This is a genomic window from Candidatus Campbellbacteria bacterium, from assembly GCA_016699465.1.
Lineage (GTDB): Bacteria > Patescibacteriota > Minisyncoccia > Phycocordibacterales > EsbW-18 > EsbW-18.
This window is the reverse complement of the sequence record CP064977.1, coordinates 657,312-680,047: the sequence shown is the minus strand read 5'-3', so window position 1 is coordinate 680,047 and position 22,736 is coordinate 657,312. Positions and strand designations below refer to the sequence as shown.

18 protein-coding genes, 3 tRNA genes and 1 rRNA gene are annotated in these 22,736 nt (G+C 45.4%); 3 read left to right on the top strand and 19 right to left on the bottom strand.

Translation table 11 applies throughout. The annotated features are described in order from the left end of the window. Positions 1 to 275 precede the first annotated feature (275 nt). The 12 genes from IPJ70_03810 to IPJ70_03755 form a co-directional block, all read right to left on the bottom strand. A complete protein-coding gene (locus tag IPJ70_03810) occupies positions 276 to 1,457 on the bottom strand; it encodes a lamin tail domain-containing protein (protein ID QQR82373.1) in 1,182 nt (393 codons plus the stop codon). 79 nt (positions 1,458 to 1,536) lie between these two features. Then, on the bottom strand, positions 1,537 to 3,399 hold the full coding sequence (locus tag IPJ70_03805) for a type IV secretion system DNA-binding domain-containing protein (protein QQR82372.1): 1,863 nt from the start codon (positions 3,397 to 3,399) through the stop codon (positions 1,537 to 1,539). 309 nt (positions 3,400 to 3,708) lie between these two features. Continuing rightward, positions 3,709 to 4,053, bottom strand: a complete 345-nt coding sequence (locus IPJ70_03800) for a hypothetical protein (GenBank protein ID QQR82371.1) — start codon at positions 4,051 to 4,053, stop codon at positions 3,709 to 3,711. A 308-nt stretch (positions 4,054 to 4,361) separates the two neighbouring features. After that, positions 4,362 to 5,615 carry an MFS transporter gene (locus IPJ70_03795; protein ID QQR82370.1) on the bottom strand — a complete coding sequence of 418 codons (1,254 nt, stop codon included), beginning with the start codon at positions 5,613 to 5,615 and terminating at the stop codon, positions 4,362 to 4,364. 4 nt (positions 5,616 to 5,619) lie between these two features. Continuing rightward, on the bottom strand, positions 5,620 to 6,948 hold the full coding sequence (locus IPJ70_03790) for a hypothetical protein (protein QQR82369.1): 1,329 nt from the start codon (positions 6,946 to 6,948) through the stop codon (positions 5,620 to 5,622). Next, entirely contained in the window at positions 6,945 to 7,163 is a 219-nt protein-coding gene (locus IPJ70_03785; GenBank protein ID QQR82368.1) for a hypothetical protein, read from the bottom strand. Before IPJ70_03785 ends, IPJ70_03790 begins: the two co-directional genes overlap by 4 nt. Positions 7,164 to 7,616: 453 nt before the next feature. Next, positions 7,617 to 8,339 carry a 16S rRNA (cytidine(1402)-2'-O)-methyltransferase gene (gene rsmI / locus IPJ70_03780; protein QQR82367.1) on the bottom strand — a complete coding sequence of 241 codons (723 nt, stop codon included), beginning with the start codon at positions 8,337 to 8,339 and terminating at the stop codon, positions 7,617 to 7,619. A 512-nt stretch (positions 8,340 to 8,851) separates the two neighbouring features. After that, positions 8,852 to 10,147, bottom strand: a complete 1,296-nt coding sequence (locus tag IPJ70_03775) for a UDP-N-acetylmuramate--L-alanine ligase (GenBank protein ID QQR82366.1) — start codon at positions 10,145 to 10,147, stop codon at positions 8,852 to 8,854. Further along, entirely contained in the window at positions 10,125 to 10,613 is a 489-nt protein-coding gene (locus tag IPJ70_03770; GenBank protein QQR82365.1) for an NUDIX domain-containing protein, read from the bottom strand. Before IPJ70_03770 ends, IPJ70_03775 begins: the two co-directional genes overlap by 23 nt. Before the next feature lie 21 nt (positions 10,614 to 10,634). After that, positions 10,635 to 12,167 carry a hypothetical protein gene (locus IPJ70_03765; GenBank protein ID QQR82364.1) on the bottom strand — a complete coding sequence of 511 codons (1,533 nt, stop codon included), beginning with the start codon at positions 12,165 to 12,167 and terminating at the stop codon, positions 10,635 to 10,637. Positions 12,168 to 12,192: 25 nt separating this feature from the next. Continuing rightward, a complete protein-coding gene (locus IPJ70_03760; GenBank protein QQR82363.1) occupies positions 12,193 to 12,603 on the bottom strand; it encodes an NUDIX domain-containing protein in 411 nt (136 codons plus the stop codon). A 1-nt stretch (position 12,604) separates the two neighbouring features. After that, positions 12,605 to 12,686: transfer RNA gene (locus IPJ70_03755), tRNA-Leu, on the bottom strand. 199 nt (positions 12,687 to 12,885) lie between these two features. Between IPJ70_03755 and IPJ70_03750 the strand changes: the two genes are divergently transcribed. Continuing rightward, a tRNA-Ile gene (locus IPJ70_03750) sits at positions 12,886 to 12,961 on the top strand. A gap of 417 nt (positions 12,962 to 13,378) precedes the next feature. On the opposite strand, the gene IPJ70_03745 is transcribed toward IPJ70_03750, so the two are convergent. The 4 genes from IPJ70_03745 to IPJ70_03730 all read right to left on the bottom strand — a co-directional run bounded on the left by IPJ70_03745 (position 13,379) and on the right by IPJ70_03730 (position 17,864). Further along, on the bottom strand, positions 13,379 to 13,678 hold the full coding sequence (locus tag IPJ70_03745) for a hypothetical protein (protein QQR82362.1): 300 nt from the start codon (positions 13,676 to 13,678) through the stop codon (positions 13,379 to 13,381). A 72-nt stretch (positions 13,679 to 13,750) separates the two neighbouring features. After that, the gene (locus IPJ70_03740; protein ID QQR82361.1) at positions 13,751 to 13,897 is read right to left on the bottom strand and encodes a hypothetical protein; all 147 of its coding nucleotides are present in this window, start codon (positions 13,895 to 13,897) and stop codon (positions 13,751 to 13,753) included. A gap of 269 nt (positions 13,898 to 14,166) precedes the next feature. Further along, a 16S ribosomal RNA gene (locus tag IPJ70_03735) occupies positions 14,167 to 15,760 on the bottom strand. Between the two features lie 1,057 nt (positions 15,761 to 16,817). Continuing rightward, positions 16,818 to 17,864, bottom strand: a complete 1,047-nt coding sequence (locus tag IPJ70_03730; GenBank protein QQR82360.1) for a hypothetical protein — start codon at positions 17,862 to 17,864, stop codon at positions 16,818 to 16,820. 99 nt (positions 17,865 to 17,963) lie between these two features. Here IPJ70_03730 and IPJ70_03725 point away from each other — a divergent pair, with 99 nt between their 5' ends. Beyond that, positions 17,964 to 20,180 carry an ATP-dependent DNA helicase RecG gene (locus tag IPJ70_03725; GenBank protein ID QQR82359.1) on the top strand — a complete coding sequence of 739 codons (2,217 nt, stop codon included), beginning with the start codon at positions 17,964 to 17,966 and terminating at the stop codon, positions 20,178 to 20,180. 3 nt (positions 20,181 to 20,183) lie between these two features. Here IPJ70_03725 and IPJ70_03720 read toward each other — a convergent pair whose 3' ends face one another. The 3 genes from IPJ70_03720 to IPJ70_03710 form a co-directional block, all read right to left on the bottom strand. After that, the gene (locus IPJ70_03720) at positions 20,184 to 20,573 is read right to left on the bottom strand and encodes a WG repeat-containing protein (protein ID QQR82358.1); all 390 of its coding nucleotides are present in this window, start codon (positions 20,571 to 20,573) and stop codon (positions 20,184 to 20,186) included. A gap of 255 nt (positions 20,574 to 20,828) precedes the next feature. Beyond that, complete coding sequence (locus tag IPJ70_03715; protein ID QQR82357.1) at positions 20,829 to 21,818, bottom strand: hypothetical protein; 990 nt, start codon at positions 21,816 to 21,818, stop codon at positions 20,829 to 20,831. Continuing rightward, positions 21,811 to 22,353 carry an RNA polymerase sigma factor gene (locus tag IPJ70_03710; GenBank protein QQR82356.1) on the bottom strand — a complete coding sequence of 181 codons (543 nt, stop codon included), beginning with the start codon at positions 22,351 to 22,353 and terminating at the stop codon, positions 21,811 to 21,813. Before IPJ70_03710 ends, IPJ70_03715 begins: the two co-directional genes overlap by 8 nt. Before the next feature lie 302 nt (positions 22,354 to 22,655). Between IPJ70_03710 and IPJ70_03705 the strand changes: the two genes are divergently transcribed. Continuing rightward, positions 22,656 to 22,729 (top strand) — tRNA-Ile (locus IPJ70_03705). The last annotated feature ends 7 nt before the right edge of the window (positions 22,730 to 22,736 follow it).

Below are 22,736 nucleotides of genomic sequence, written 5' to 3'. Positions count from 1 at the left end.
TATACGCAACCTGCAGTAGTCGTTAAAATTTGCTAGAAATATGTTTAACCCGGCCCAGCAAAGATACGACCGTAGCCTCTATCGGGACAGGTCCCCCTATCCTACCACGTCAGTGTGTTGTGTTGGAACTATCGGAATTCCTCAATAATTTCTATATCACCTACCACATCCGACAATGAACTAACTTCACGCCTTTCAAAAAAGTAGTGATACACCACCAACGCCATCGTTCCAAAAACAACAACGCACACCATGCACACAAACGGCCACATATACTATTTCTTTTTTGAAAGGCGCGTATTCATATGCTCGGCATCATACAAAATACCTTCAAACACGGCAGCTTCTTTTCCACTTGGGTAATAGAGTACGACACGATCTTTTTCTGCCATGTACACTTTTGTTGTAAAAGCAGGAAACGGAACCTGCGCATGTGGAGCAATGGTTGTCATGCGTGGAAACGTAAATGTATGTCCTATCTTTTTACCTTCAGCATACTCTATTTGTAATTTCCACAGTGAGAGATCTAATGCCCTATCACTTTTATTATAGAGCTCAACAAACCCACTATCGCCATACATGACCGAAGAAATTGTAATGTCTGCAGGAAATACCTGCACGAGAATGTTGTCTTGGGCTCGCTGATATTGAGACATAAGTGACACAGCGGCTGTATACGTCCCTGGAAATCTGTATATATGCGCGGTCTCTTTTGCATCACCCGCGTCTCCGTCTCCAAATGACCACTGATACGATGTTGCGCTTATATGCTCACCTTTTGCATCAACACCAGACGCCTCGAGAAAAGCGTATGCATCAGCAACTGTTTGTATATCAACACCGGCATACGCAAACACATTTTGCACATATCCCACAACAGTTGGTTTCTTTGTTGTTGATGATGCTGTTGATGTTGCAGATGTACTTGTACTACTCCCCAAAACTGTGCCACCACCTATTTGAATTGGTTGTGTACTATTTTGTACACCCGGAGTTGGAATACCTGTAATCCACGAATTATCCGCTTGTCGTTGTGGTGTATTTTTTATCACATTATCTCCACCAAGAGACCAGTTTGTGCCACCAATAACACTATCTATCACTACTCCCCCTGTATCAAACAGCGTAAGTGTTTCTCCAGCATTACCAAGCGCACCTGTGTATATCACGCCAGCAGGAACACCTGGAACTGACTCATCATCACTACGTTCAAGTAGAAAATACCCTCCGGCTGGAATATCACCAGTAAGCGCAATGGCCGGGTCACCGTCACTTGCCTTCAGAAACCACCCCGAGAGAGCTACCGAATCACTTCCAGAGTTGTAGAGCTCAATCCACTCGTCATTTGCAGACGCCGACGTACCCATCCACGCAATTTCATTTATAGTAATTTGAGCATGCGCCACTGCAGGCAACATACCACCAACACACAAACATGCTATTATTTTTTTAATCATGCATACACGCTACCACTGAAAGATAAAATAAATCTAAAACGCGCCCCCCTTCCGGAGACCGCGTTTCTTTCTTTTTACATTATTTTCCTTCCGTTTCGCGCTCAAAGAGTTTTTTCAGGACAACTTCAGGAACTTCATTTGCCTTTGGTTCTTTTGATTTTTCTTCAGAGGTTTTTTGTGCAAAAGAAACTGATCCTCCATGTTGAGGATTTGTCTCTATTTTGGAAGCTGGTGCAGGTGCAGACATCGGGGCTTGTTTTTTTTCAGAGGATACAGGCATTTTTCCCACAACTGCCGACAGCGCATCCCTAAGAGCCGATAAATGTTCTGGCGTTGGTCCTTTGTTCGGTTTTTTCTCGTGTAGTTTTTCTTCAGGTCGAAGTTGCGAAAGAGACACTGCCTTTCTAAGTTCTGTTTCCCTATCCGCGGGGCTTAATGGTTTTTTGTCATTAAAACGCCTACTCAGATTATTTTGAAATCGTGACTGAGAATGAGGTTGTGGCTGGGACCGCGGCTGATGTTGTACTAACGGTTGAGATTGTGTTTGTGGTCGCGGCTGTTCTGTGTGTCCACGATCCTCTTCGTGTGAATGTTCTTTTACTCCTTTCTCACCCTCTTTTTCTTTTTTTACACCATCGCTGGCAACAGTGAACTTTTTTTGATGCCACTTCAAAATCTCATCCTCAACAATTGCTCGAGGACGCGAAAATTGTGCACGCGAACGACCGATAGCAACATCACGATATGAAATCGGAGGTAGTGTAATTGGTGGCAGTCCCGCAGCTGAGAAAGGAGCTGATGCCATACCATCAATCATAAGTTTCAAATACATCCTGTATGCACCAATACCAACTAAATCCTCTGCAAGAAACGTCGGTGTAAATTCTTTTTCCAAATATTCTGCATCTGTTGCACCGACACGGAAAGTGACGAGTGTTCCCACGTTACCAAATACTGCCGCACGTACTTCTTCAGACATTTGTTCAATGTACTGATGTGCGATAGTAAGATTCAATTTATATTTTCGAGCTTCTGAAAGAATGTCGGCAAATGATTCGTTTGCAAAAGACTGAAATTCGTCCACGTACAAATAGAAATTTGGCAATTTGTTTAAATCTTGTTCTCGTAAATCAGCGCGCGACATTGCGGCAAGATAAATTTTTGTAATGAGCATTGACCCAAGAAGGTTTGCATTATCTTCACCAACCTGCCCTTTTGAAAGGTTTATGATAATAATTTTTTTCTGATCCATCATGTCACGAATATTGAATGTGGACTTTGGTTGACCAATGAGATTTCGGATAACTGGATTTCCAGTAAATTGTCCCACTTTGTTTTGTATTGCAGGTGTTGCTTCGGCGGCAAACTTATCGGTATATTTTGCAAACTCTTGTTCCCAAAACGCTTTTACGCCTGGATCAGTCACATGTGACACAACGGTGTTTCTAAACTCTTTATCAACGAGCATTCGATTCACCGAGAGAAGCGTCGATCCTGGGTATTCGAGAAGTGCTGCAATAGTGTTACTCAAAATATATTCCATACGAGCACTCCACGCATCAACCCAAATCTTTTTAAATACAGACATCAAACCCGCAACGACAAGGTGGCGCTTATCAGCACCAACATCTTCCATAACGTTGAATGACACCGGATTATTGAGATCAAATGGTGCAAAGTATAAAACATCATTTACACGATTTTCGGGGATGTAATCGAGAAGTAAGTCGGCACTTTTTCCGTGCGGATCAATGAACGCAAATCCTTCACCGTTCTGAATATCTTGCACTGCCATGTTTTCAAGAAGCGTCGACTTACCTGTTCCAGTTTTTCCGATAGCGTACACATGACGAAGCCTGTCCTTTGCTTTAATACCAAACTTCACTCGCTTGTTGCGATAATCCGTTTCGCCGATGTATGTAATACGATTTGGATCAGACATGTGTGAAAAATAGAATACAAAAGAATGAATGTAGAATATAAAATTATCAATAGTAGTATAAAACACAAAAGGAGAAAAGAAAAAGCGCCGAGCTGTCCTCGCAGACATCTCGGCACACTTTTTTCCCACAAGAACAACTACAGCTATTGCACGAGGCGAAACGCGACCCACCCCCCGCTCTTCAACTCTTCGTCGAGAGAATGCTCAACGACGCCCGTACAACCAGACATGTTGGCAACGACCTTGAGTGTTCGTCCCAACTCTGTGGGACATGAGATACCGTCAAACCACCCCTCGAACTGAAAACCGTCACGTGAGTGGACCCACTGCAAGGCCCTCCCGCCGCGCACAACCCGCACCCGCACGTTCCCCTTGGTGTAACTTGTCAAAGTAAGGATAACATCTCCCACTTCGAGTCGACCCACCAAGAAGCAACACGATGGGTTCACCATCTCCTTTCTCCTCCCTTTGTTGGCGTCTATCGGCCTGAGTCTTGTACCCCTTGTAGCGCACAATATCACCAATGGTGAACGGTGGATCGAGGGCAATTTCTGAAACCCCCTCAACCCCCTTCCATGGACCCGTGTTGTTTGGGTACACATCGGGCTCGATGGTGAGAACGACCCACTCGTACGGATTTTCATCTTTTATCACGAATCTCCACGGAGACGTATGATAAAAAATGACCGGGAATCCCCACTTATCGGAACTCTGACGGTACGTTAGAAGATTATCTAACGTGCAGGGAACCGCGAACCCAAGTGCGTGGAGGATTTCCTGACGAGCGAGCGACTTCGAACTAGGCCACCCAAGCAACTTCCGCTTCCAATGAAGGTAGCGGGTCACTGCGTGACTCGTAATGCGAACTGAGCACGAAACAAAGACGGGGAAAGTGTTCACGCCACCTCCTTTCTGTATATATCCACAGACACCCTACATCCCAAAAGAAGAAATAGCAAGAACTATCGCTTATGACGAGAGCGGTATGGAGCACCTAATGCATGCCTGTGTCCAAGAATAGTACGTCCTCTCTGTTGAAATAGAACCACCAACACAATAAGCCAAACGATACAAAGAATACTTGCACCGACGATAATGACACCCCCTGGTCCAATACGAGTAAACAACGCACCTGCAATTGCCGGACCAACAGCCCATCCTACATCCTCAAAAAAAGTAATGACTCCATTAACAAGACCATCTTGTGCGTGGTCAGCATCAAGTGTATCAAGCCACGCCCACAGCGAGACATTAGAAAGTTCATCTCCTGCAGTCGCAATAAAACCAAGTAACAGAAAAAGTATGTTGAGATTAAAACCAAGTAACAAACCAGCCCCAGCAAAAAGAAACAATCCAAGCGCAACAAGAAATGGTTTATGCGTCGTGTCTGCAAGTTTTCCAAAAAACGCACCGAGCAGTACCACTGCAAGATCAAAAACACCCAAACCAATACTTGGCAACGTGCCTGCCAAACCACCAGCAATCGCAAGAGGAACAACAAACCAGATCATTCCGTAAAACGATGCTGCAGCAAAACTTTGCAATGCAAGTATCATACTTGCAGGATTCAGTTTCCGAACCGCACCTACAACTGTATGCAAAAAATGTCGGCGAATGTAGTACTGGTGACGAGGAGTTTTTTCTACACGATGCACCGATACCGATTCTTTTGGAACAAACAACAAAAACATAAGTGCACACAAAAGAAGCATTGAGATAACAAATCCTATATATTGTGGAGAAGCAGAAATAACAAACGCAAGCAGTGCTGTTGCACCAACAACACCTGTACTATCAAACATGTGCAACATTCCCATTGCCCTGCCCGCGCTTCGATGTGGCGCCTCTGCAAGAACGTACGCATTCACCCCAGGACCAAAAAAGAGCCATCCGAGTGTCGAGAGAATAACGGTACCAATAAACGTCACTGGTGTTAAACCAAAAAAGAGTACTCCTCCAGCAAGAATAAAAACGCACACAAAAATTTTGAGCATTCGTGTGTACCCATATTTATCCAAGAGCATGCCCGCAGGAACATCACCAATCATCTGAAGGACTGACGCGGCGCTGATAATACAACCCGCTACCCACACAGGAAATACGCGCTCACCGAGAGTTGAGAGAAGCGTGTAGTGCAATCCTGCGCCAAATTTAAAAAACAGTGCAAATAAAAAGAGTGCCCAGAATGATTTTGAAATTGAAAATCTATCCAACATACACTTATTGTGCATTCAAGGCACCGCGCGTATACGTGTTCCCCGCGTCCCACAGCGCCCACGAGGTCAAACCAGCGTCGTATGTTGCCTGCATCTGCGCACGCACCATCTCCGGCGTATACGTCGCTCCCATATCAAAATCTTGTAGCCATGGACGCATTTGCTGAATGGTGATATTACCGTGACCTTTTTGTGATTGCCCGCGCAAGAATACCATCTCGGTCGATGTTGCTTCCGACGCACCAGCAAGACCCAAGAGTCGCGCACGACGAACCGATGCATCCATAGAATACTTCACCACCTTGTATGGCTCCGTTGCTGGTTTTGGAATATTAATAAATCCAGAGTTGTAGTGAGATGGATACACCATCGGCATTACGTAATCAAAGTATGGGAGAGCACGCTCGAGCACTTGCCCAATCCCAAGGTCGTCAGTATTTGTTGTTGTGTATCCAAACAAATCAACAGACAGCGCGGGTCGTGTACTATCCAACGCATCACGACGTGACGGACGCAACCCAAACGTCGGTGTTTCTCCTGTATCAAACGACTCATAGAGGTACGAAAAAAATCGTTCAAGCATATCTGCCTTTGAAACTCCTTTTGAAAACGTAAACGCAATGTCTTTCATGTTTCCATCGGAGGGGTAGCGAACATAATCAAAGTTGAGTTCATCAAACCCAAGCGCATACGACGCACGCCCAAGCTCCACAATGTATTCCCAAAATGGCTGTGCCCCAACATCAATAAACGAAAGGCCTTTATTATCTTTCCACACACTGCCATCACTTGCTTTTTTCACCGCAAGTTCCGGGTGCGCTTTTGTATAGTATGGATCTTGAAAAACCGTAATACGCGCAATCGTGTAAATATTTTTACTGTGGAGCACTTTGATAAACTCTTTCATATCACGAGCACCGCACGCGTCTGATACTGCGCCAGCGAGAACGGGATTGTCGGTTGTAAATCCAATTTTTCCAGAAAAATCTTTTACATCGATGATGACGCTGTTAAGTTCTGTGTCATCGATAAGCGCAACTAGTTTATCGCGAAACGAAGGAGTGCCCACAACACACTGCGACATGTAAATCGCCTTAACCGCACTCGGTGTTGGTATGTGCACCACATCTGTTGTTTCCTTTTTTTCTATTTTTTCAGCAAGCACCTCTGTATTTCCTGACATCCGTGTGTATGTTGAAGAAAAAAGAGCTGGCGCAATAAAAAAACCAAAACAAAAAACCGCAATGAGACCACCACACCCAATGAGTGCATACCGTGTACGTGTGTATATTTTTTTAACACGAGATGTTTTGTTCAGAGAAGGTACACTCATACGTGTGTGGGATGCATATCGCGTGCAGAAGAAACACTCTCTGATGTAGGTGGTGTACTTTCTTTGTAATATCGTTCATACAATCCCCATCCGAGAAACAACATGCCGGCACACACACTTACAAATTCTTTCCATGCAAGAGGAATGCCAATGATATGACTTACAATCAGGACAATGCCGAGAACTATACAAAACATAGTTTGTTTACTGGTCATATAGATACGAGTATACCCCGCAGTAACCATACCAACAAATTTTGTAGATGGCATAACCTTCAAAAAATTAGTGCGGGATATATCCTGCACTCAGCATCTTACCAAATATGCGGATATACAATCATGTGGGATACATACAAAACATGCGCCACAAAGTACTGTATCCAAATAAAATACTATGCTAGTATCACAACGGATACTGTGAGGTGTGACTTCCGTACTAGAACGGACACATACTCATGGTGAGGAGGGGTGATGGGAAGCGCCGCGTGCCCGGTGAAGGTCAACGTCAACGGTTCGACCAGCACCGGTACCAAGAGCCGTTTCGGCCAAGGTACCGCTTCCTAAGGGGGTGATCCAGCATCTCGCTCGTGGGCTCAGTCTCACGAACGCTCTCCGTAGCACATCAGAACAGGGCCGCTCTCCACGAGCGGCCCTTACCTTATTCCCTATTTATTTCCCTGAGACAATTACTACAAACTCACCTCGTTGTTTGTCTTCGTTTGATTCAAAGTAACTCAGCACTTCTTGTGCATTTCCACGCACAATTTCTTCATAAATTTTGGTGAGTTCACGCGCAATTGAAATTGTGCGCGCGCCATCAAGTGATTCCGCAAGCACTGCGAGTGTTTTCATAATTCGGTGCGGAGATTCATAGAATACTGTCGCACGTTTCGATTCTTCCATTTCTTTAAAGAGTGTTTGTCGTCCTTTCTTGTGAGGTAAAAATCCCAAGAATACAAAGTCAGCAATTGGTACACCTGCGATTGAAAGTGCTGTGGTCAGCGCCGAGGGTCCTGGGATTGCTTCAATGCGCACGTCCGGCATTTTTTCTCGAATCACTGAAACAACGAGCGAACCTGGATCAGAAATTCCTGGTGTGCCCGCATCTGACACCAATGCAACTTTCTTCCCTTCCGTCAACGCCCCCATCACGGAACCAATTTTTGCATGCTCAGTTCGCGCATTGAGAGATGATGTACGTGTGTGAATATCATACTTATCCAACAATCGTTTGGTCACGCGTGTATCTTCACAAAAAATAACATCCGCTTCTTTCAAAATACGGAGCGCGCGAAGCGTGACGTCTTCCAAATTACCAATTGGTGTCCCCACAACAAAAAGCGTTCCAAGTGGCACATTTTCCAAATTCTGTTTTTCGTCAGGTGTGTACATATAACAATTACACTAGGCAGTATATCTCAAAATTAAATTTCAGACACGGTTTCCCTTCTCTAAAAACAACGCCTTTACGATTTTTAAAAACAAGAATGCCCTGCCTCGTTTTTGTATTGTTACAGAAAACGGGCGGGGCATGAGTTGGAAACGAAACGCTACTCGGCGACCTCGACGAACTCCAGCCAGAGGCCGGCTCTCGGAGTTGTATCCAAAGTCGAGGACGAGACCAAGCGGGGTGATCTCCGAGCTCGCGGTGGGCTCGAAGACTGTACCGACTGCGGGGAATGCGGGACGCGTCTGCACTGCTTGTATCACAACCTTTTCTCCTCTGGTTGGTGTGTAGAAAACGGCTTCTTTCTTGAAAGAATATGCCACATATCTATAGAAAAATCCAGGTCGATTGTTTTACAAGAGTGTTTCCGGGTTTGCATAAAAATTTTATATTCACAGCACGCACTCTGTACCGATATATCGGTACAGAGTATGCAAGTATTTTGAATAATATCTTTTTACAAAAATTTCTCGCCAACTTGGTAGATATCTCCTGCCCCCATCGTTACCACAACATCATCTGGCTCAACACTTCGAGACAACGCGTGCGTCAGCGCATCAAGCGATTCGTATGATTCCGCTTTCTTTCCATACTGACGTAACACATCACCAAGCATGTGGTGAGATATTGAAGAATCGTGCGCCTCACGTGCAGCGTAAATTGGAGCAAGGAGAATTCTGTCAGCACCCTGTAAACTATCTACAAAGTCATTGAAGAAAAGTTTTGTTCGGCTGTAGAGGTGCGGCTGAAATACCACAACAATATTTTTATCAGGAAAACGTTTCTTAAAACCAGCAAGAGTAGTAGCGATTTCCTTCGGATGATGCGCGTAGTCATCGAACACTTCAGTCCCCCGCACGGTGCGTCCTTTGTGCTCAGATCGTCGCCAGGTTCCTTGAAAGTTTTTTAACGCCTCATTAATAGTTTCTTCTGGAATTTCAAAGAAGTCCCCTACCGTATGTGCAATAGCGGCGTTTTTTGTGTTGTGTTCACCAAACACAAAAAGTTCTCGGTTTGGATTATAGTGCGCCATGTAGTTGAGTATAGGAACTGAAATACCTGCGAGTGTTTCTTGTACAATCGGATCACTCGTGTCACACACAATAGCGCCATGCGCAGGAACCTTGAGAGCCAACTCACGAAATGCACTCTGAATATCTTTCAAATCTTTGTAGTAGTCGAGATGGTCTTCATCAATATTCGTAATAACCAACACACTTGGATGTAGATGTAAAAATGAACGTTTGTACTCACATGCCTCCACAAGAAAACGTTTTGTGTGTCCTGGAACAAAATTACTTCGTCCACCCTTGAGAAGTGAGCCGACAATCACTGTTGGATAAATCTCCTTTGCCAACACGTCAGCAATCATTGCGGTTGTTGTCGTCTTTCCGTGTGTACCTGATACCGCAATCGTAAACGCGTTCTGTGAAATTTCCCCAAGTACCTCCGGGTATGAGAGTGTTGGGATAGAAAGCGCACGAGCACGAACAAGTTCTGGATTGTCAGGAGTTATTGCTGGTGAGTACACAACCAAATCGGCAAATAGAGGCACATGGTGCTCGTCATGTCCTGGCCGCACACGTATACCAAGACCCTCCAAATCGCGCGTAATCGGTGTCATAGTTCTATCAGAACCACTCACATGTTTACCGTGGTACTTCATCATTCGCGCCATAGCAGAAACACCAATACCTCCAACGCCGACGAAGTGAATGTGTTTTATGTTGTTATGATTGAGTACGTTGTGCATAATCTTGGTACATATCAAAAATGGTTTTTGATGCCCGACTTAATTGTGGCATGCTGTGCACTGGAAACCAAAACACATTCCTGATTTCAAATGGATCAGGGTACACCTCTCTACTTTGTACCCTTCCATGAAACACGTGTATCGTATCTTGTTTATAATGCCCCTCAAACTCAAAAGAGCCTAGTGGAATAACTTCTTCGAGTACAATGCCCAGTTCTTCTTCCACTTCTCTCAATGCAGTCCTATCTGGTTCTTCACCACGCTCAATCACTCCACCTGGAAACATATTTGAACCCGAGCCATACGTGTGTTCAACAACGAGCACGTGATCTTCATGTGTGATAACAACCTTTGCCCCTGCAGAGCGCGGCCGTGTCAAAAACCAGTACAGATGTACAAACGGATACATCACTGGATTAAAAAAATGAATACCTTTTTGCCAGAATGTCAGCTTTCTTTTGTGCATACACCGTCACGTCTTATCACGTTAGATATTTGAAACTGCTTTCATAAACTGATCCCCGCGATCGTACTCGTTGATAAACATTCCTTTTGACGAAAACGCTGGGCTTAAGAGTATTGTATCACCGCTGTGTGCGACACTGCGCGCCACAGAAACCGCCTCCTGCATACTGTCGACCTCTGTTACAGAATCAAAATCTGCATCGTGAATCATACCGCGAATCCGCGTCGTACCAACACCTTTTAAAAGAACAAGTGCTTTGCAGTGTTGTGGTAATTCGACGATAAACGCATCCATCGGAAGCTGTTTATCCATACCTCCCATAATCAAAATAATATTCCTCTCTTTTTGTTTGGAATGTGGTGCTTGGTCATTGGTATGCAAGGCACGCAGTGCCGCTCGCGTTGCCTCCGGCATCGTTGCGGTGGTGTCGTTGTAGTACTTCACACCTTCTTTTTCACATACAAATTGCAAACGACCCGCGACACCAGCAAAATGCGCAACAACATCTTCAACTATATTTTCTTCAACTCCCAATTCGCGAGCCGCGGATGCGGCGAGCGCAATGTTTTCTTCATTATGTTTTCCCTGGAGAGACAGCGACCTCTCTTGAAATTCTTTATGTACCCCCTGTTTTAGACGTGCTGTGTACTGAGGATGATGTTTTTCAACCCACGGAGATACATTTGTTCCAATAAAACACACATCTCTTTCTCCTTGAAAACAAAAGATGTTTGCTTTGTCGTTGAAATACCGATCCATTGCTTTCTCTAGCGCCCCCAGCGCTGTTGAGGTATCTCCTCGATACGCCGAGTCGCCTTTGGCGACACCGGGGTCGGCTTGTTTGATAGTGTGCGCACCACCGCTCGTACTAGTCGTATCGCTCCCAGTGTTTCCGCCGGTAGCTTTCAAATAATAATCCATGTGATCCGGCATAAACGTCGTAAACACAGAGACGTGCGGACTCATTTTTGAGTCTCCGAAACTGGCAAGTTGCCACGAATCGAGCTCAAGCACAAAAATGTCGTCTGGTTGGAGGTCATCTAGATATGAAAGAGTCGAAACACCTTGGATGTTTCCACCCATACGAATTCGTTTGTTTGGAAACGCGCGTACCAACATTTCTGCAATCAAATGTGTTGTCGTTGTCTTTCCCTTACTCCCCGTCACACCTACGAGATATTTTTCATGTTCTTTTCCAATACTTTTTTTATACTCTCGAAGCAGCCGCACAAAGAGAGACACACTTTGTTCAATAGGCGTGTTATATTTTTTTGCTTCGGCAAGAAAGACTGAATCAAGTGGAACATTTGCGGCACGAATAATAATGTCGCGATTTTGAAAATCTTCGAGACGGTGCTCACCTAACGTGAACGAGACATTTGGAAATTCTTTCAACTTTTCAACTGACTCCGCAAGCTGTTCTGCAGTTTTCATATCTGTTACACACAGCTCTGCTCCGTGCTTCGCCAAAAAAACAGCATCGCCGATGCCTCGCCCAAGGAGCCCGAGCCCCATCAACGTAATCTTTTTTCCTTTGAAATAGTCATCCCACATGCCACAAAACTATACCATGAAAGGGTTACTCGAACGGAGAAAAGTCTTGCACAAGAAGGTTTTGAATAGGTACAAAGAGTGGTTGAGGTAACGAGTCCCATGAAAACCACTCCCATCCCTCACATTTGTTTGGCTCTTTCACTTCTACAACCCCAGAAAGAATCTCTGCAACTACAAACAATGTAACATAATGTTTTCCTTCCTTTTCAAAAATATCATTTGTAAATGTCGCATTGCGAAGATTGGTAATTTCAACTCCTGTTTCCTCCATAACTTCACGTTTTGCGCATGTAAAAATATCTTCACCAAACTCAAGATGTCCACCTGAAAAAGCCCACAAGCCTTCTCCATGTGAACCTTTTCGTTTACCTAATAAAACCTTACCGTCTTTAATGATAATAACCCCAACTCCTACCTTTGGTTTTTGTTCTTCCATGTGGGCACGGAGAGATTTGAACTCTCAAGGGTTTCCCCATACGCTCCTGAAGCGTACGCGTATACCAATTCCGCCACGTGCCCAATACGTGCATAGTAGCAAAATTGTCTCGATTTTGTTATATTCACTGTGGTTGTGCTTGTATAGAATACTATACGAGCGCGGCGTTCGGACCACGTAGTTAGGGAAGCCCCCATCTTCTCAGTTTCAAAAGAAAAAGAACAAGCTCTTTTTCTTTCTTACCTCGAAGACTGCGCCCCAAACTGCGTGTCATCCTCTCTTGCGCGCGTAGCTCAGCTGGTAGAGCATTCGACTGATACTCGAAAGGTCCTAGGTTCGATCCCTAGCGCGCGCACCAAAACAAATGAGCCGAGGGCGAAAGCTTTCGGCGATTTTGTTTTACCGTGTCGACAGAGGTCGAAGGTCGGAACGCGACGGTATGACCCAGTAGGTCAATGTACTCATTGAGACGAGCGATCAGAAGATCGTGCCGAAGGAGGCTTCGTAAAATTTTTCAGCAGAAAAATATCTGTGGCCGCCCACCCTAACGCGCACCAAATTTCTCAACTGTACCGATATATCGGTACAGTTGATGTGGTGTATCAAAATAATCCCAATCTAATAAATTTCCAATTTGCCACTTCCCACCTCCAACCCACAATTTCCACTTTGTATAAATCCAGCACTTAAGTTAAATACTAGATAAAAAAACAGCCGCCTTTCCCCGAAGGGCGCGTACTGTTGTTGCCGGACTTGAACCGGCGGTGGATTTGCATCAGTTGTCGATGCGGATCCGGATCCCACCACGGCGGGATCCGAGTGCCCAGGCCGCCAGCCCGAAAGCGGCGGCGAGGGTGAGGGCGACGACGCTTCCCGTCGGTGTCGTATGCTCAGACACCGACGAGAGAATGAGCAGGAAACTGAAGAGCCCGCACGCGGCGCTTACGACGCGAAAATCGCGCCGACGAGCCACCACCTTCTGGCCACTGCACTTCAACGAACGACTGTGCGGATTCATAAAATTCTTCTCCCGAAGTCCTTGTGGGGGTAATTCCCCGATTTCTTCTGTTTTCAATAGTAGCACAAACAATGACTTTGTCAAGCACTAAAAAACAAGGCCCCGCAAGAGTATTTGAGCTTGCAGGGCTTACTTCGTCGAGGTAATTCCCTTTGATACCGACCTATGAAGGACTGAGAGCAACACTGCCGCCACACTAATGGTGAGTGCTACCGTCGTAGAAACAAGCCAAATTCCGACCATGCCAATAGTTGAAGTGTCACGAACTGAAAGCATGTTTCTTCTCCCTTATGTGTACACATCTGCAGGAAGTATGCTCCTTAAAATAATTTTGTATAGAGGAAAGCCCCGTTTTCGCGATACGAAAACGGGGCTCCCTATTTTTTTAAAATCACAGTCTTTCTTTTGTTCTGCTCAACCGGTCTTTCCCTGGTGTCCAACTGACTTAAAGATGTCCAGTTACTATCCATCACGTACTCAATTGAGGTACATGATATCGACCGCCTAGATCAAACATGAAAAAATTTCGATGTTCAACGATTGTCATTTGACTAAATCCACGACCAGCTTCCGCTAGCCGTGCCTTGTTACGCCTTAACCCTAGTCATCGAACTTACCTTCGGCCCCAATAAATGGGAACTTCGGGTACTCCCGACTCCTTTGACTTGGCGGGCGGTGAGTACAAGGCTCGAGAACGTATTCACCGTGGTATTCTGACCCACGATTACTAGCGATTCCAACTTCATGAGGTCGAGTTGCAGACCTCAATCCGAACTGAGGATGGCTTTATTAGGATTGGCTTGGCGTTACCGCCGCGCGACCCGTTGTACCACCCATTGTATCACGTGTGTAGCCCGAGGCATCAGAGGGACATGCTGACTTGGCGTCATCCCCACCTTCCTCCCAGCACCAAACTAACAAGTTTGTAAATCCAAAATTCAAAGTTCAAAATCCAAAAGAATTATAAAATTAAAAATCTTAAAACTTTTTTGAGATTTGTGCTTTGTACTTTGTGCTTACAAGTTCTTGCGAACTTGGTGCTGGGCAGTCTTGTCTGACACGTATAACAGACAATAGGGGTTGCGTTCGTTACCCCACTTAAGGGAACAGCTCAAGCCACGAACTGACGACAGCCATGCATCACCTGTCCAGCCGCCCGAAGGCTCTTAAAGTTTCCTCTAAGATTCGTCTGGATGTCTAGCCTCGGTGAGGTTCTTCGTTTAGCGTCGAATTAAACCACATGATCCACCGCTTGTGCGAGCCCCCGTCTATTCCTTTGAGTTTTAACCTTGCGGTCGTACTACCCAGGCGGACAACTTAACGCGTTAGCTTCGCCTCTCAGAGGGTCGATACTCCGAAAAGCTAGTTGTCATCGTTTAGGGCGTGGACTACTGGGGTATCTAATCCCATTCGCTACCCACGCTTTCGTGTTTCAGTGTCAGGTATGCACCAGTGTACTGCCTTCGCTTTTGGCGTTCCCCATGATATCAACGGATTTCACCCCTACACCATGAGTTCCGTACACCCCTTGCACCCTCCTAGTTGTACCGTTTCCCGTGCGATTCTGTTGTTAGGCAACAGGCTTTAACACAAGACTAATACAACCACCTACACACCCTTTACGCCCAATAATTCCGGATAACGCTCGGGGCCCTCGTATTACCGCTGCTGCTGGCACGAGGTTAGCAGCCCCTTATTCATGAGGTACCGTCAATAAACTTCTTCCCTCATAAAAGATCTTTACACTCCGAAGAGCTTCATCAATCACGCGGCGTCGCTCCGTCACACTTTCGTGCATTGCGGAAGATTCTCGACTGCAGCCACCCGTAGGTGTCTGGGCAGTGTCGCAGTCCCAGTGGTGGGGGTCAGGCTCTCACCTCCCCTAGCCGTCTACGCCTTGGTAAGCCATTACCTTACCAACTAGCTGATAGCGGGCGGGCCGTTCTAGAAGCGCCGGAGCTTTACTCCTTGGAGACTATCAGGTATTAGCCTGTCTTTCGACAGGTTATTCCTGACTTCTAGGTACGTTCCCACCTGTTACTACCCCGTTTGCCGGTTGCCCTTGCGGGCCCCCTTGACTTGCATGCCTTATCCACGCCGCCAGCGTTCATCCTGAGCTAGGATCAAACTCTACATATAAGATGAAAATAAATTTTCACCCAAATGAGCAGAACAAAAGAAAAATTGTGATTAGCTCTTTTTCTCCATTCTAATTTTCTATATTTTGTATTTCTTTTTTGACACAGATGTTGTACGACAATCTGCGTCGGAAAAAGACGGGTTTTCCAGCACGTACAAGCGGTGGCAAGTGCGTGCTGGCTATCCAACTCATACACGTACTCGGTGTACAAGCTGGTCTACATTCAGTTGTCAAAGATCTGTCTAGAAAAGTCCCGATCGCCAGTCGAACCGACGAACGGGACTGATTACTAGAGGAGCACCCATTATAGCCACAGAAAACACCATGTCAAGCCTTACCAAAAAATCTGGGGAAAGAGAGTGGATAGCAAAACGCCGCCGGCAATGCCGACGGCGCGAGCGAAATGAACAGATCCTCAACAGGTCATCAAAAGCCCCGGAGGAGTCGCTGGAGACGAGCTTCCGCTTTCGCCTCGCCCTTCCTGAGGAGTCTCCATGACACGTTCCACTCCAGGACTCTCTTTCGAATCCTTGGGAACGTTTCCATCATGTCCTTCCTCGCTCGCTCTAGAAAGAACGGGACCATGCGAGAAAGGAGATCCCTCACATCCCCGTCAGAGAACGCTCCCGGAATGGCGAGCTCGAGCTCGTACCGCAAAGGACTGCCGCCCTCGAGTTCCATCCAAAGCGTATTTCCAGGGTGGTCATCGATGCCCTCTTCAACCAGGCAACTGAAGCGCACCCTTACAATTTTTCTTCTTTCCCTTCGACTCACGGGCTCCTCCTTTCGGGAGTTTGACTGTTAACTTCTACTCAAAACGTACACCTGCATAGTATTTCAGTCAACAAAAGAAAACTTTATAAATAGCGCCCCGTCGCTAGCGACGGGGCTGATATGACGTCGCATTACGTGCAACGCTTCTTCGCCCTCATCACCGTTGGAGGAGTTCTCCGACGGGAAACCTTCTTCTTGACGGAGGCCTTACTCCCCAAACAAAAAAGAGTCAAACAAAAAACACCCTGCTTTTGGCGGGGTGTTTTTTGTGTCGTATATTCTTTATTTTAATCCCTGTAAAAACCCTTGCATCCCCTTCAACGTATTCGTCATTTGGCTCAATACATCTTGGTACGACGTAGACGCACCAAGCACCTTTGATGATAGTTCGTATGGATCCTTGTCCGTGGCCTTGTCATATGAAATTTTAAACCAGCCCGTTATGTCAGAGTCAGTCGGCTCAATCCACCATTTACAACAAGATATTTTCCCAACACTAAGCTCCAACCTAAATTCACCCACAAGTTTCTCCGTTGGATAACTTGAACCTTTTGCAGGATAGAAATCAAGAGTGTTTTTTCCATTCTTAATAAATCCATCCTCGTAAAGATAGTATGCTTCGTTAACCACAAGATCTTTTCCTTCTGTATGCTGCAATACTCTAATTGCTACATCTGGTGTTCCGTCAGAACTCTTTACTTCAAACGTAAGAGGAATGGCCTGCCCAGGAATGTATCTTTCACCACCAACTGGATTCGTCACAGTAATCGTTTCTTTTGTGATTGCACTCCCTCGTGCAATTTTAAATGAGCTATCACTCATATCGTTCACATCACCACAGTTAGACACCCTTATGCGATAACTCCCATTTGGAATTTTTGCTCCAGAAGCATCATACCCAACCTTCCAATTGAACCAAAAGTGGTCGGCGTTGGGATAATTATCTTGAAAGTATTCGGATGAGTCACAATAACGAATATGCGCAACCGCCTCTGAACCATCGCTTTTAAGAAGATTGATAGCAAAATTTGAGGGTGGCAACGGAGAGTATGTCCACTCAATTTTTTCGATAGAATTCATCTTAAATTCTTCACCCCCATCTGGTGAAACGACCTGGATTATTGGATCATCGCCGGGGATACCCGAATCACCCTGAGAACCCGTGTTGTTTTGCAAAACAGCAAGTTGCTTTTGGAGCTCCTGCACCTGCGCCATGAGTGACTGAATAAGTGTCGCAAGAGAACCCAAGTTTGTTTCCGCGCGCACTGGTTGCACAAAAAAAGCCCCAACGATAAGGGCACCGGCGAGCAGAGAGATATATTTTTTCATAAATAATGTAAAACAGCTTTTTATAATACCTTCATTATTCCCTCAATACCCAAAGAGTCAAGGAATAACTATTTTATGTCCCTACGGTACAATGGGGACATGAATCTTACCGAACCTGTAGCTAAACATTTCCGAATCAATGAGTATCAAACAAAAGCCCTCAAAAAGCTTGGTGTAGTAACTGTGCGCGATCTCCTCTACCACTTCCCTGCACGATACATTTCATCAGCAAACGAAGGTGTCATTCAAACAGCCACATCAGACGGAGTGGTGTCTCTTGTTGGTACCATTTCAAAAACGAAAGCACGCAAGGCGTGGAAAAGTAAAATTCCTATGACCGAGGCAACACTCAAAGATGAATCTGGGAGTTTACACCTCCTCTGGCTTCATCAACCATACATTTCAAAAATGTTTCCTGAAGGGTCACTCGTTGTCGTTGCAGGAAAAATAAAAAAGAAGGATAGCAAGCGTTCAATGATAAATCCAGAAATTACGCACGCTGACAAAAATAAAGCACTCTTAGGAAGTCCGTTATTCGGCTCAGACACAGAACCCGATCCAGACATGCCCCTTATCCCCGTGTATCCTGAAAGTCGCGGCGTTACCTCACGATGGTTTCTCTACACAATTCAAAAAATTCTCACACAAGACGTATTGGATGCTTTGCACGATCCAATTCCAAAAGACATTTTGAAAAAATATAATTTGCCCGCACTAAGTACTGCACTCGTGTGGATGCACACACCAAAAACTGAAACAGATGCAATCGCTGCACGAAAAAGATTTGCATTTGAAGAGGTATTTTTCATCCAACTCCAAAAACAACAAGAACGCTGGCGTGCGGATGCCCTCCCGACGTGGGACATCACCGTTTCTGAAAAAGAACTCTCAACATTTATTAAACGTTTTCCATTTACTCCCACGAACGCACAAACACGAGCTATCAAAAGTATTCTTGAAAACTTTGACTCACCACATGCAATGTCACGACTCCTTGAAGGAGACGTGGGTTCTGGAAAAACGTTTGTTGCAGCAGCAACTTCATACTGTGTCGTCACAAGCCGGCCAAAGAGTACTGAAGGAAGAGACCAAGACTTCGGAAATCTCCAAGTCGCCTACATGGCACCGACGGAAATTCTTGCCCAACAACATTTTGAATCCTTTATTGAATTCTTTTCACCCCGCCGTGGCGGGGCAAGCCTTCCTATCCAAATTGGACTCATCACATCTTCAGGATGCAAAAAGTTTCCATCAAAAGTAAATCCGAATTCATGGACCGATATTTCTCGCCCACAATTACTCAAGTGGGTGGCAAATGGCGAAATCCCTATTCTCATTGGTACACACGCACTCATTCAGAAGTCCGTGAAATTCAAACATCTTGCCTACGTGGTTATCGACGAGCAACACCGCTTTGGAACAAATCAACGCGCACTTCTCGCACGAAAAACAGATGCTCCCGATCGCGACGCATGGCGTATGCCTCACCTACTCTCAATGACCGCAACACCAATTCCCCGCACACTTGCGCTCACTGTGTACGGCGACCTCGACCTCACACTTCTTGATGAACAACCAAAAGGACGCAAGGAAATCAAAACAGAAATCGTTACGCCATCAGGACGCGCAAAAACATACGCACACATTCAGACACTCCTAGACGAAGGACGACAAGCATTTGTGGTCTGTCCGCGTATTGATGAACCAGACCCAGCAAAAGAAACGGCGCTTCGCGCAAAATCAGTTGTTGAAGAAGCAAAACGTCTTAAACATGATGTGTTTCCAAAGGCACACATTGGTATTGTGCATGGAAAAATGAAACCACAAGAAAAAGAAGATGTGATGAAAGAGTTTGCGGATGGAAAATTAAATATTCTAGTTGCCACATCGGTGATTGAAGTTGGTGTGAACGTACCGAATGCGACAGCAATTATTATTGAAGGTGCAGACCGCTTTGGACTCGCACAACTCCATCAACTCCGCGGACGTGTATTGCGAAGTAGTTACCAAGCCTACTGTTATCTCTTCACTGAATCAAAGAGTGCCTCAACAGGAGATCGCCTCAAGGCGCTCGCCTCATCCGCAAATGGATTTGAACTTGCAGAGCGCGATTTGGAACTGCGTGGTTCGGGAGAACTGTACGGTGGGCGCCAATGGGGTATCACCGATGTCGGCATGGAAGCACTCAAGAACCTCAAACTTGTTGAAGCCGCACGTGCCGAAGCAAAACGAATCGTTGAATCAGACGCCCACCTCACAAAATACCCCGAATTACAAAAAGCCCTCACCGAGCGCGGTGAAGTACATTTTGAGTAGAAACTAGATTTTTGCCACTCCAGCGATTTCTTCCCCATCGAGTCCAATCCAGTAAGATTTTCCCTGTTTAGCAACTTGCGCACGACCATCTAAAAATGGTTCAGCGGAGTCAAAGGGGCCCGCTATTTTTTTAAAATCCTTATCGACATAAAAATATCCTTCGTTCATAACACCGACTATAGCTCGATCTTCAAAAAAGTCTTCAACGCTCGAATATGGGCCACCCACTTCTTCAAAATGTTCATTGAGAATATAGAGGCGAGTGCTTGGACCATGCTGTTGAAACTTTCCCTCGAAGGATGACCATACTTCCCCTCCAGAATTAACCTTTGTCGCTACTGCGTACCCCTCATGAAAATCACCAATCGACTGGTACTTCCCACTCTCTATCATTGCTTCCTTCTTTGCTACTCCAAATCCCTCTGCTCGTGCCTCGCTCTACATTTTCTCTTCTTTCGTCATCATTTCCTCCGCTGCCTTCATCTCCTCTGGTGTTGGTTGATATTTTTCCTGTTTCATAAAAATGTTTAATTCCTAATATCTCCATGCTACCCCCCCTGAAAAAATCGCAAGTACGCCGTATACACCAACCACACCGGCTAATTCGCACGAATTAGCCGGTGTGCTAAGAAGCGCCTATATTCTATATCACCTAGTATTCTCCGTATCTTCTATTTTTTCTCCTGTGTGGATACTTTCACCTTGCACACCTCCTTCCCCATTTTGTGTTGTTGTTCCAACCTGTGCAGGGTCTTCAGTAGAAGGAGGAATTGGACTCACTTCATCTTGAGGAATTTTTTCATCATCATTCTCTTCTGGCTGAAACGCTGTATCAACTTCTGGAGAAATATTTTTAAACGACTCCTTAAACACGTCATGTTTTTCAGATGGAAGTTTATCGAGCTTACCTGAAAGACGTTTCATTGCACGACGTACAGAATCATGATCTTTTTTATTTCCTTTCTTCTCAAGATCATTTGAAATCTGTCCAACAAGTGACAGTGCCTCTTCAATATCTGTTTGTTTTTTATCTTTTACTTCTGTTTTTTCTTTGTCTTTATTCTGCGTGACTTCTTCCGAAGAATCCGCCGGTGCTACCTGCTTAGAAAATAGAGGCTCCTGTCCAATACTTTCCTCGGTATTTGTGGCAACATCAGTTGCAAATGTCGCCGGCATAAACGACGACGCAGCACGCATTGCTTCTGTTTCAGTTAGAGTTCGAGGATTCTCTGCTGCTATTGCAAGACGTCGTGAGGATTCGTCAGAAATAAGAGATTCAAGTTCAGAAATACGTTCATCGGCAATTGCGAGACGCACCGTGTCTTTATTACTCTCAGATGTAAGCGCAAGAACAACGTTTTCCGTTGCACGATCCAGTGCAAACAGTGTGTCACCTGGTTTTGCGCTATCAGCAAGAGCAACGGTACTTCCGCCAGCAAGAACAAAAATAAGTACTGCAGAAACAGTCACCATCAAACGACGGTGCACCAACACCATCCATGAGTACGGTGACACCACTGGTCGTACGGTATGCGCACGCACAACAGACACCCAGAGCATATCTTTTTCCTCATGTGACAGCGTATGTACGGAAACCTTTTTGAGTTGGTCTTCGATTGTTGAAAATTCGTTATTCATATTTTTGCATTAACTCTCGAAGCTCTTTAAGTGCTCGGTGATGGCGAACCTTAGCGTTTGTTTCTGTGGTCCCCAACAGGTCACCAATTTCAGCAAATGATAGCCCAGAAAAATATCGAAGCGTAACCACTTCGCGATATTTTTCTGATAACTGATTAACGAGCTTTTGCATACCATCCGGATCAACAATATCTGCCTCAATACGCGGGAGCTCATACTGTTCAAAATCATCCAATGACTCGTGAGTGTGTGTTTTGTAGTGACGAATGAGACGACGTTTCGCAATCGTAAACACAAAACTGTAGAAGTGCGCATCCGATATATACGTAAAACGCGGCATCGCCCCCCACACATCCACAAAAATATCTTGTACAATGTCTGTTGCTTCATCACGTGAACGAGCTCGAGGACGGACGAAAGAAAATATGCGATCTACAAGATGTTCATAAATCGCACGAAACGCAATTTCGTGTCCTAATTGTGCTTTCGCCAGTGCGTCAGCAAGACTGTTGTACCCTGTGAGTGGTGCTCCCATAGATGAATGTGCTCCCATTGTAGTAAAGTTACAGCTAAACTGCTAGGCAAAGACATGTACGCCATAGAAGACGACCGTCTTTTATAGCGTACAACGTTTGACCACGTGGTTATTAAACAGTTGCATTCAAGCACTTCAGATATCACAATAGCTACTGTTGCCCGCCCCTAGCTCAATTGGTTAGAGCACCGAGCTTACGGCAGGCAACGAGTGAGGAGAAGAGAACTTGTTTTCTTCTCCGAGCGAGTGAACCTGGTGTATCGTAGATATGGAAACGAGTGAGGATTTTTGAAAATTTGTGTCCGCCCCTAGCTCAATTGGTTAGAGCACCGAGCTTATACCTCGGCGGTTCATGGTTCGAGTCCATGGGGGCGGACACAGAT

What these genes read in the sequence shown, in the direction of transcription:
- IPJ70_03810 (QQR82373.1), bottom strand. Translation starts at nt 1,457, where the DNA reads ATGATTAAAAAAATAATAGCATGTTTGTGTGTTGGTGGTATGTTGCCT.
- IPJ70_03805 (QQR82372.1), bottom strand. Translation starts at nt 3,399, where the DNA reads ATGTCTGATCCAAATCGTATTACATACATCGGCGAAACGGATTATCGC.
- IPJ70_03795 (QQR82370.1), bottom strand. Translation starts at nt 5,615, where the DNA reads ATGTTGGATAGATTTTCAATTTCAAAATCATTCTGGGCACTCTTTTTA.
- IPJ70_03790 (QQR82369.1), bottom strand. Translation starts at nt 6,948, where the DNA reads ATGAGTGTACCTTCTCTGAACAAAACATCTCGTGTTAAAAAAATATAC.
- IPJ70_03785 (QQR82368.1), bottom strand. Translation starts at nt 7,163, where the DNA reads ATGACCAGTAAACAAACTATGTTTTGTATAGTTCTCGGCATTGTCCTG.
- rsmI (QQR82367.1), bottom strand. Translation starts at nt 8,339, where the DNA reads ATGTACACACCTGACGAAAAACAGAATTTGGAAAATGTGCCACTTGGA.
- IPJ70_03775 (QQR82366.1), bottom strand. Translation starts at nt 10,147, where the DNA reads ATGCACAACGTACTCAATCATAACAACATAAAACACATTCACTTCGTC.
- IPJ70_03770 (QQR82365.1), bottom strand. Translation starts at nt 10,613, where the DNA reads ATGCACAAAAGAAAGCTGACATTCTGGCAAAAAGGTATTCATTTTTTT.
- IPJ70_03765 (QQR82364.1), bottom strand. Translation starts at nt 12,167, where the DNA reads ATGTGGGATGACTATTTCAAAGGAAAAAAGATTACGTTGATGGGGCTC.
- IPJ70_03760 (QQR82363.1), bottom strand. Translation starts at nt 12,603, where the DNA reads ATGGAAGAACAAAAACCAAAGGTAGGAGTTGGGGTTATTATCATTAAA.
- IPJ70_03740 (QQR82361.1), bottom strand. Translation starts at nt 13,897, where the DNA reads ATGCTTTCAGTTCGTGACACTTCAACTATTGGCATGGTCGGAATTTGG.
- IPJ70_03730 (QQR82360.1), bottom strand. Translation starts at nt 17,864, where the DNA reads ATGAAAAAATATATCTCTCTGCTCGCCGGTGCCCTTATCGTTGGGGCT.
- IPJ70_03725 (QQR82359.1), top strand. Translation starts at nt 17,964, where the DNA reads ATGAATCTTACCGAACCTGTAGCTAAACATTTCCGAATCAATGAGTAT.
- IPJ70_03720 (QQR82358.1), bottom strand. Translation starts at nt 20,573, where the DNA reads ATGATAGAGAGTGGGAAGTACCAGTCGATTGGTGATTTTCATGAGGGG.
- IPJ70_03715 (QQR82357.1), bottom strand. Translation starts at nt 21,818, where the DNA reads ATGAATAACGAATTTTCAACAATCGAAGACCAACTCAAAAAGGTTTCC.
- IPJ70_03710 (QQR82356.1), bottom strand. Translation starts at nt 22,353, where the DNA reads ATGGGAGCACCACTCACAGGGTACAACAGTCTTGCTGACGCACTGGCG.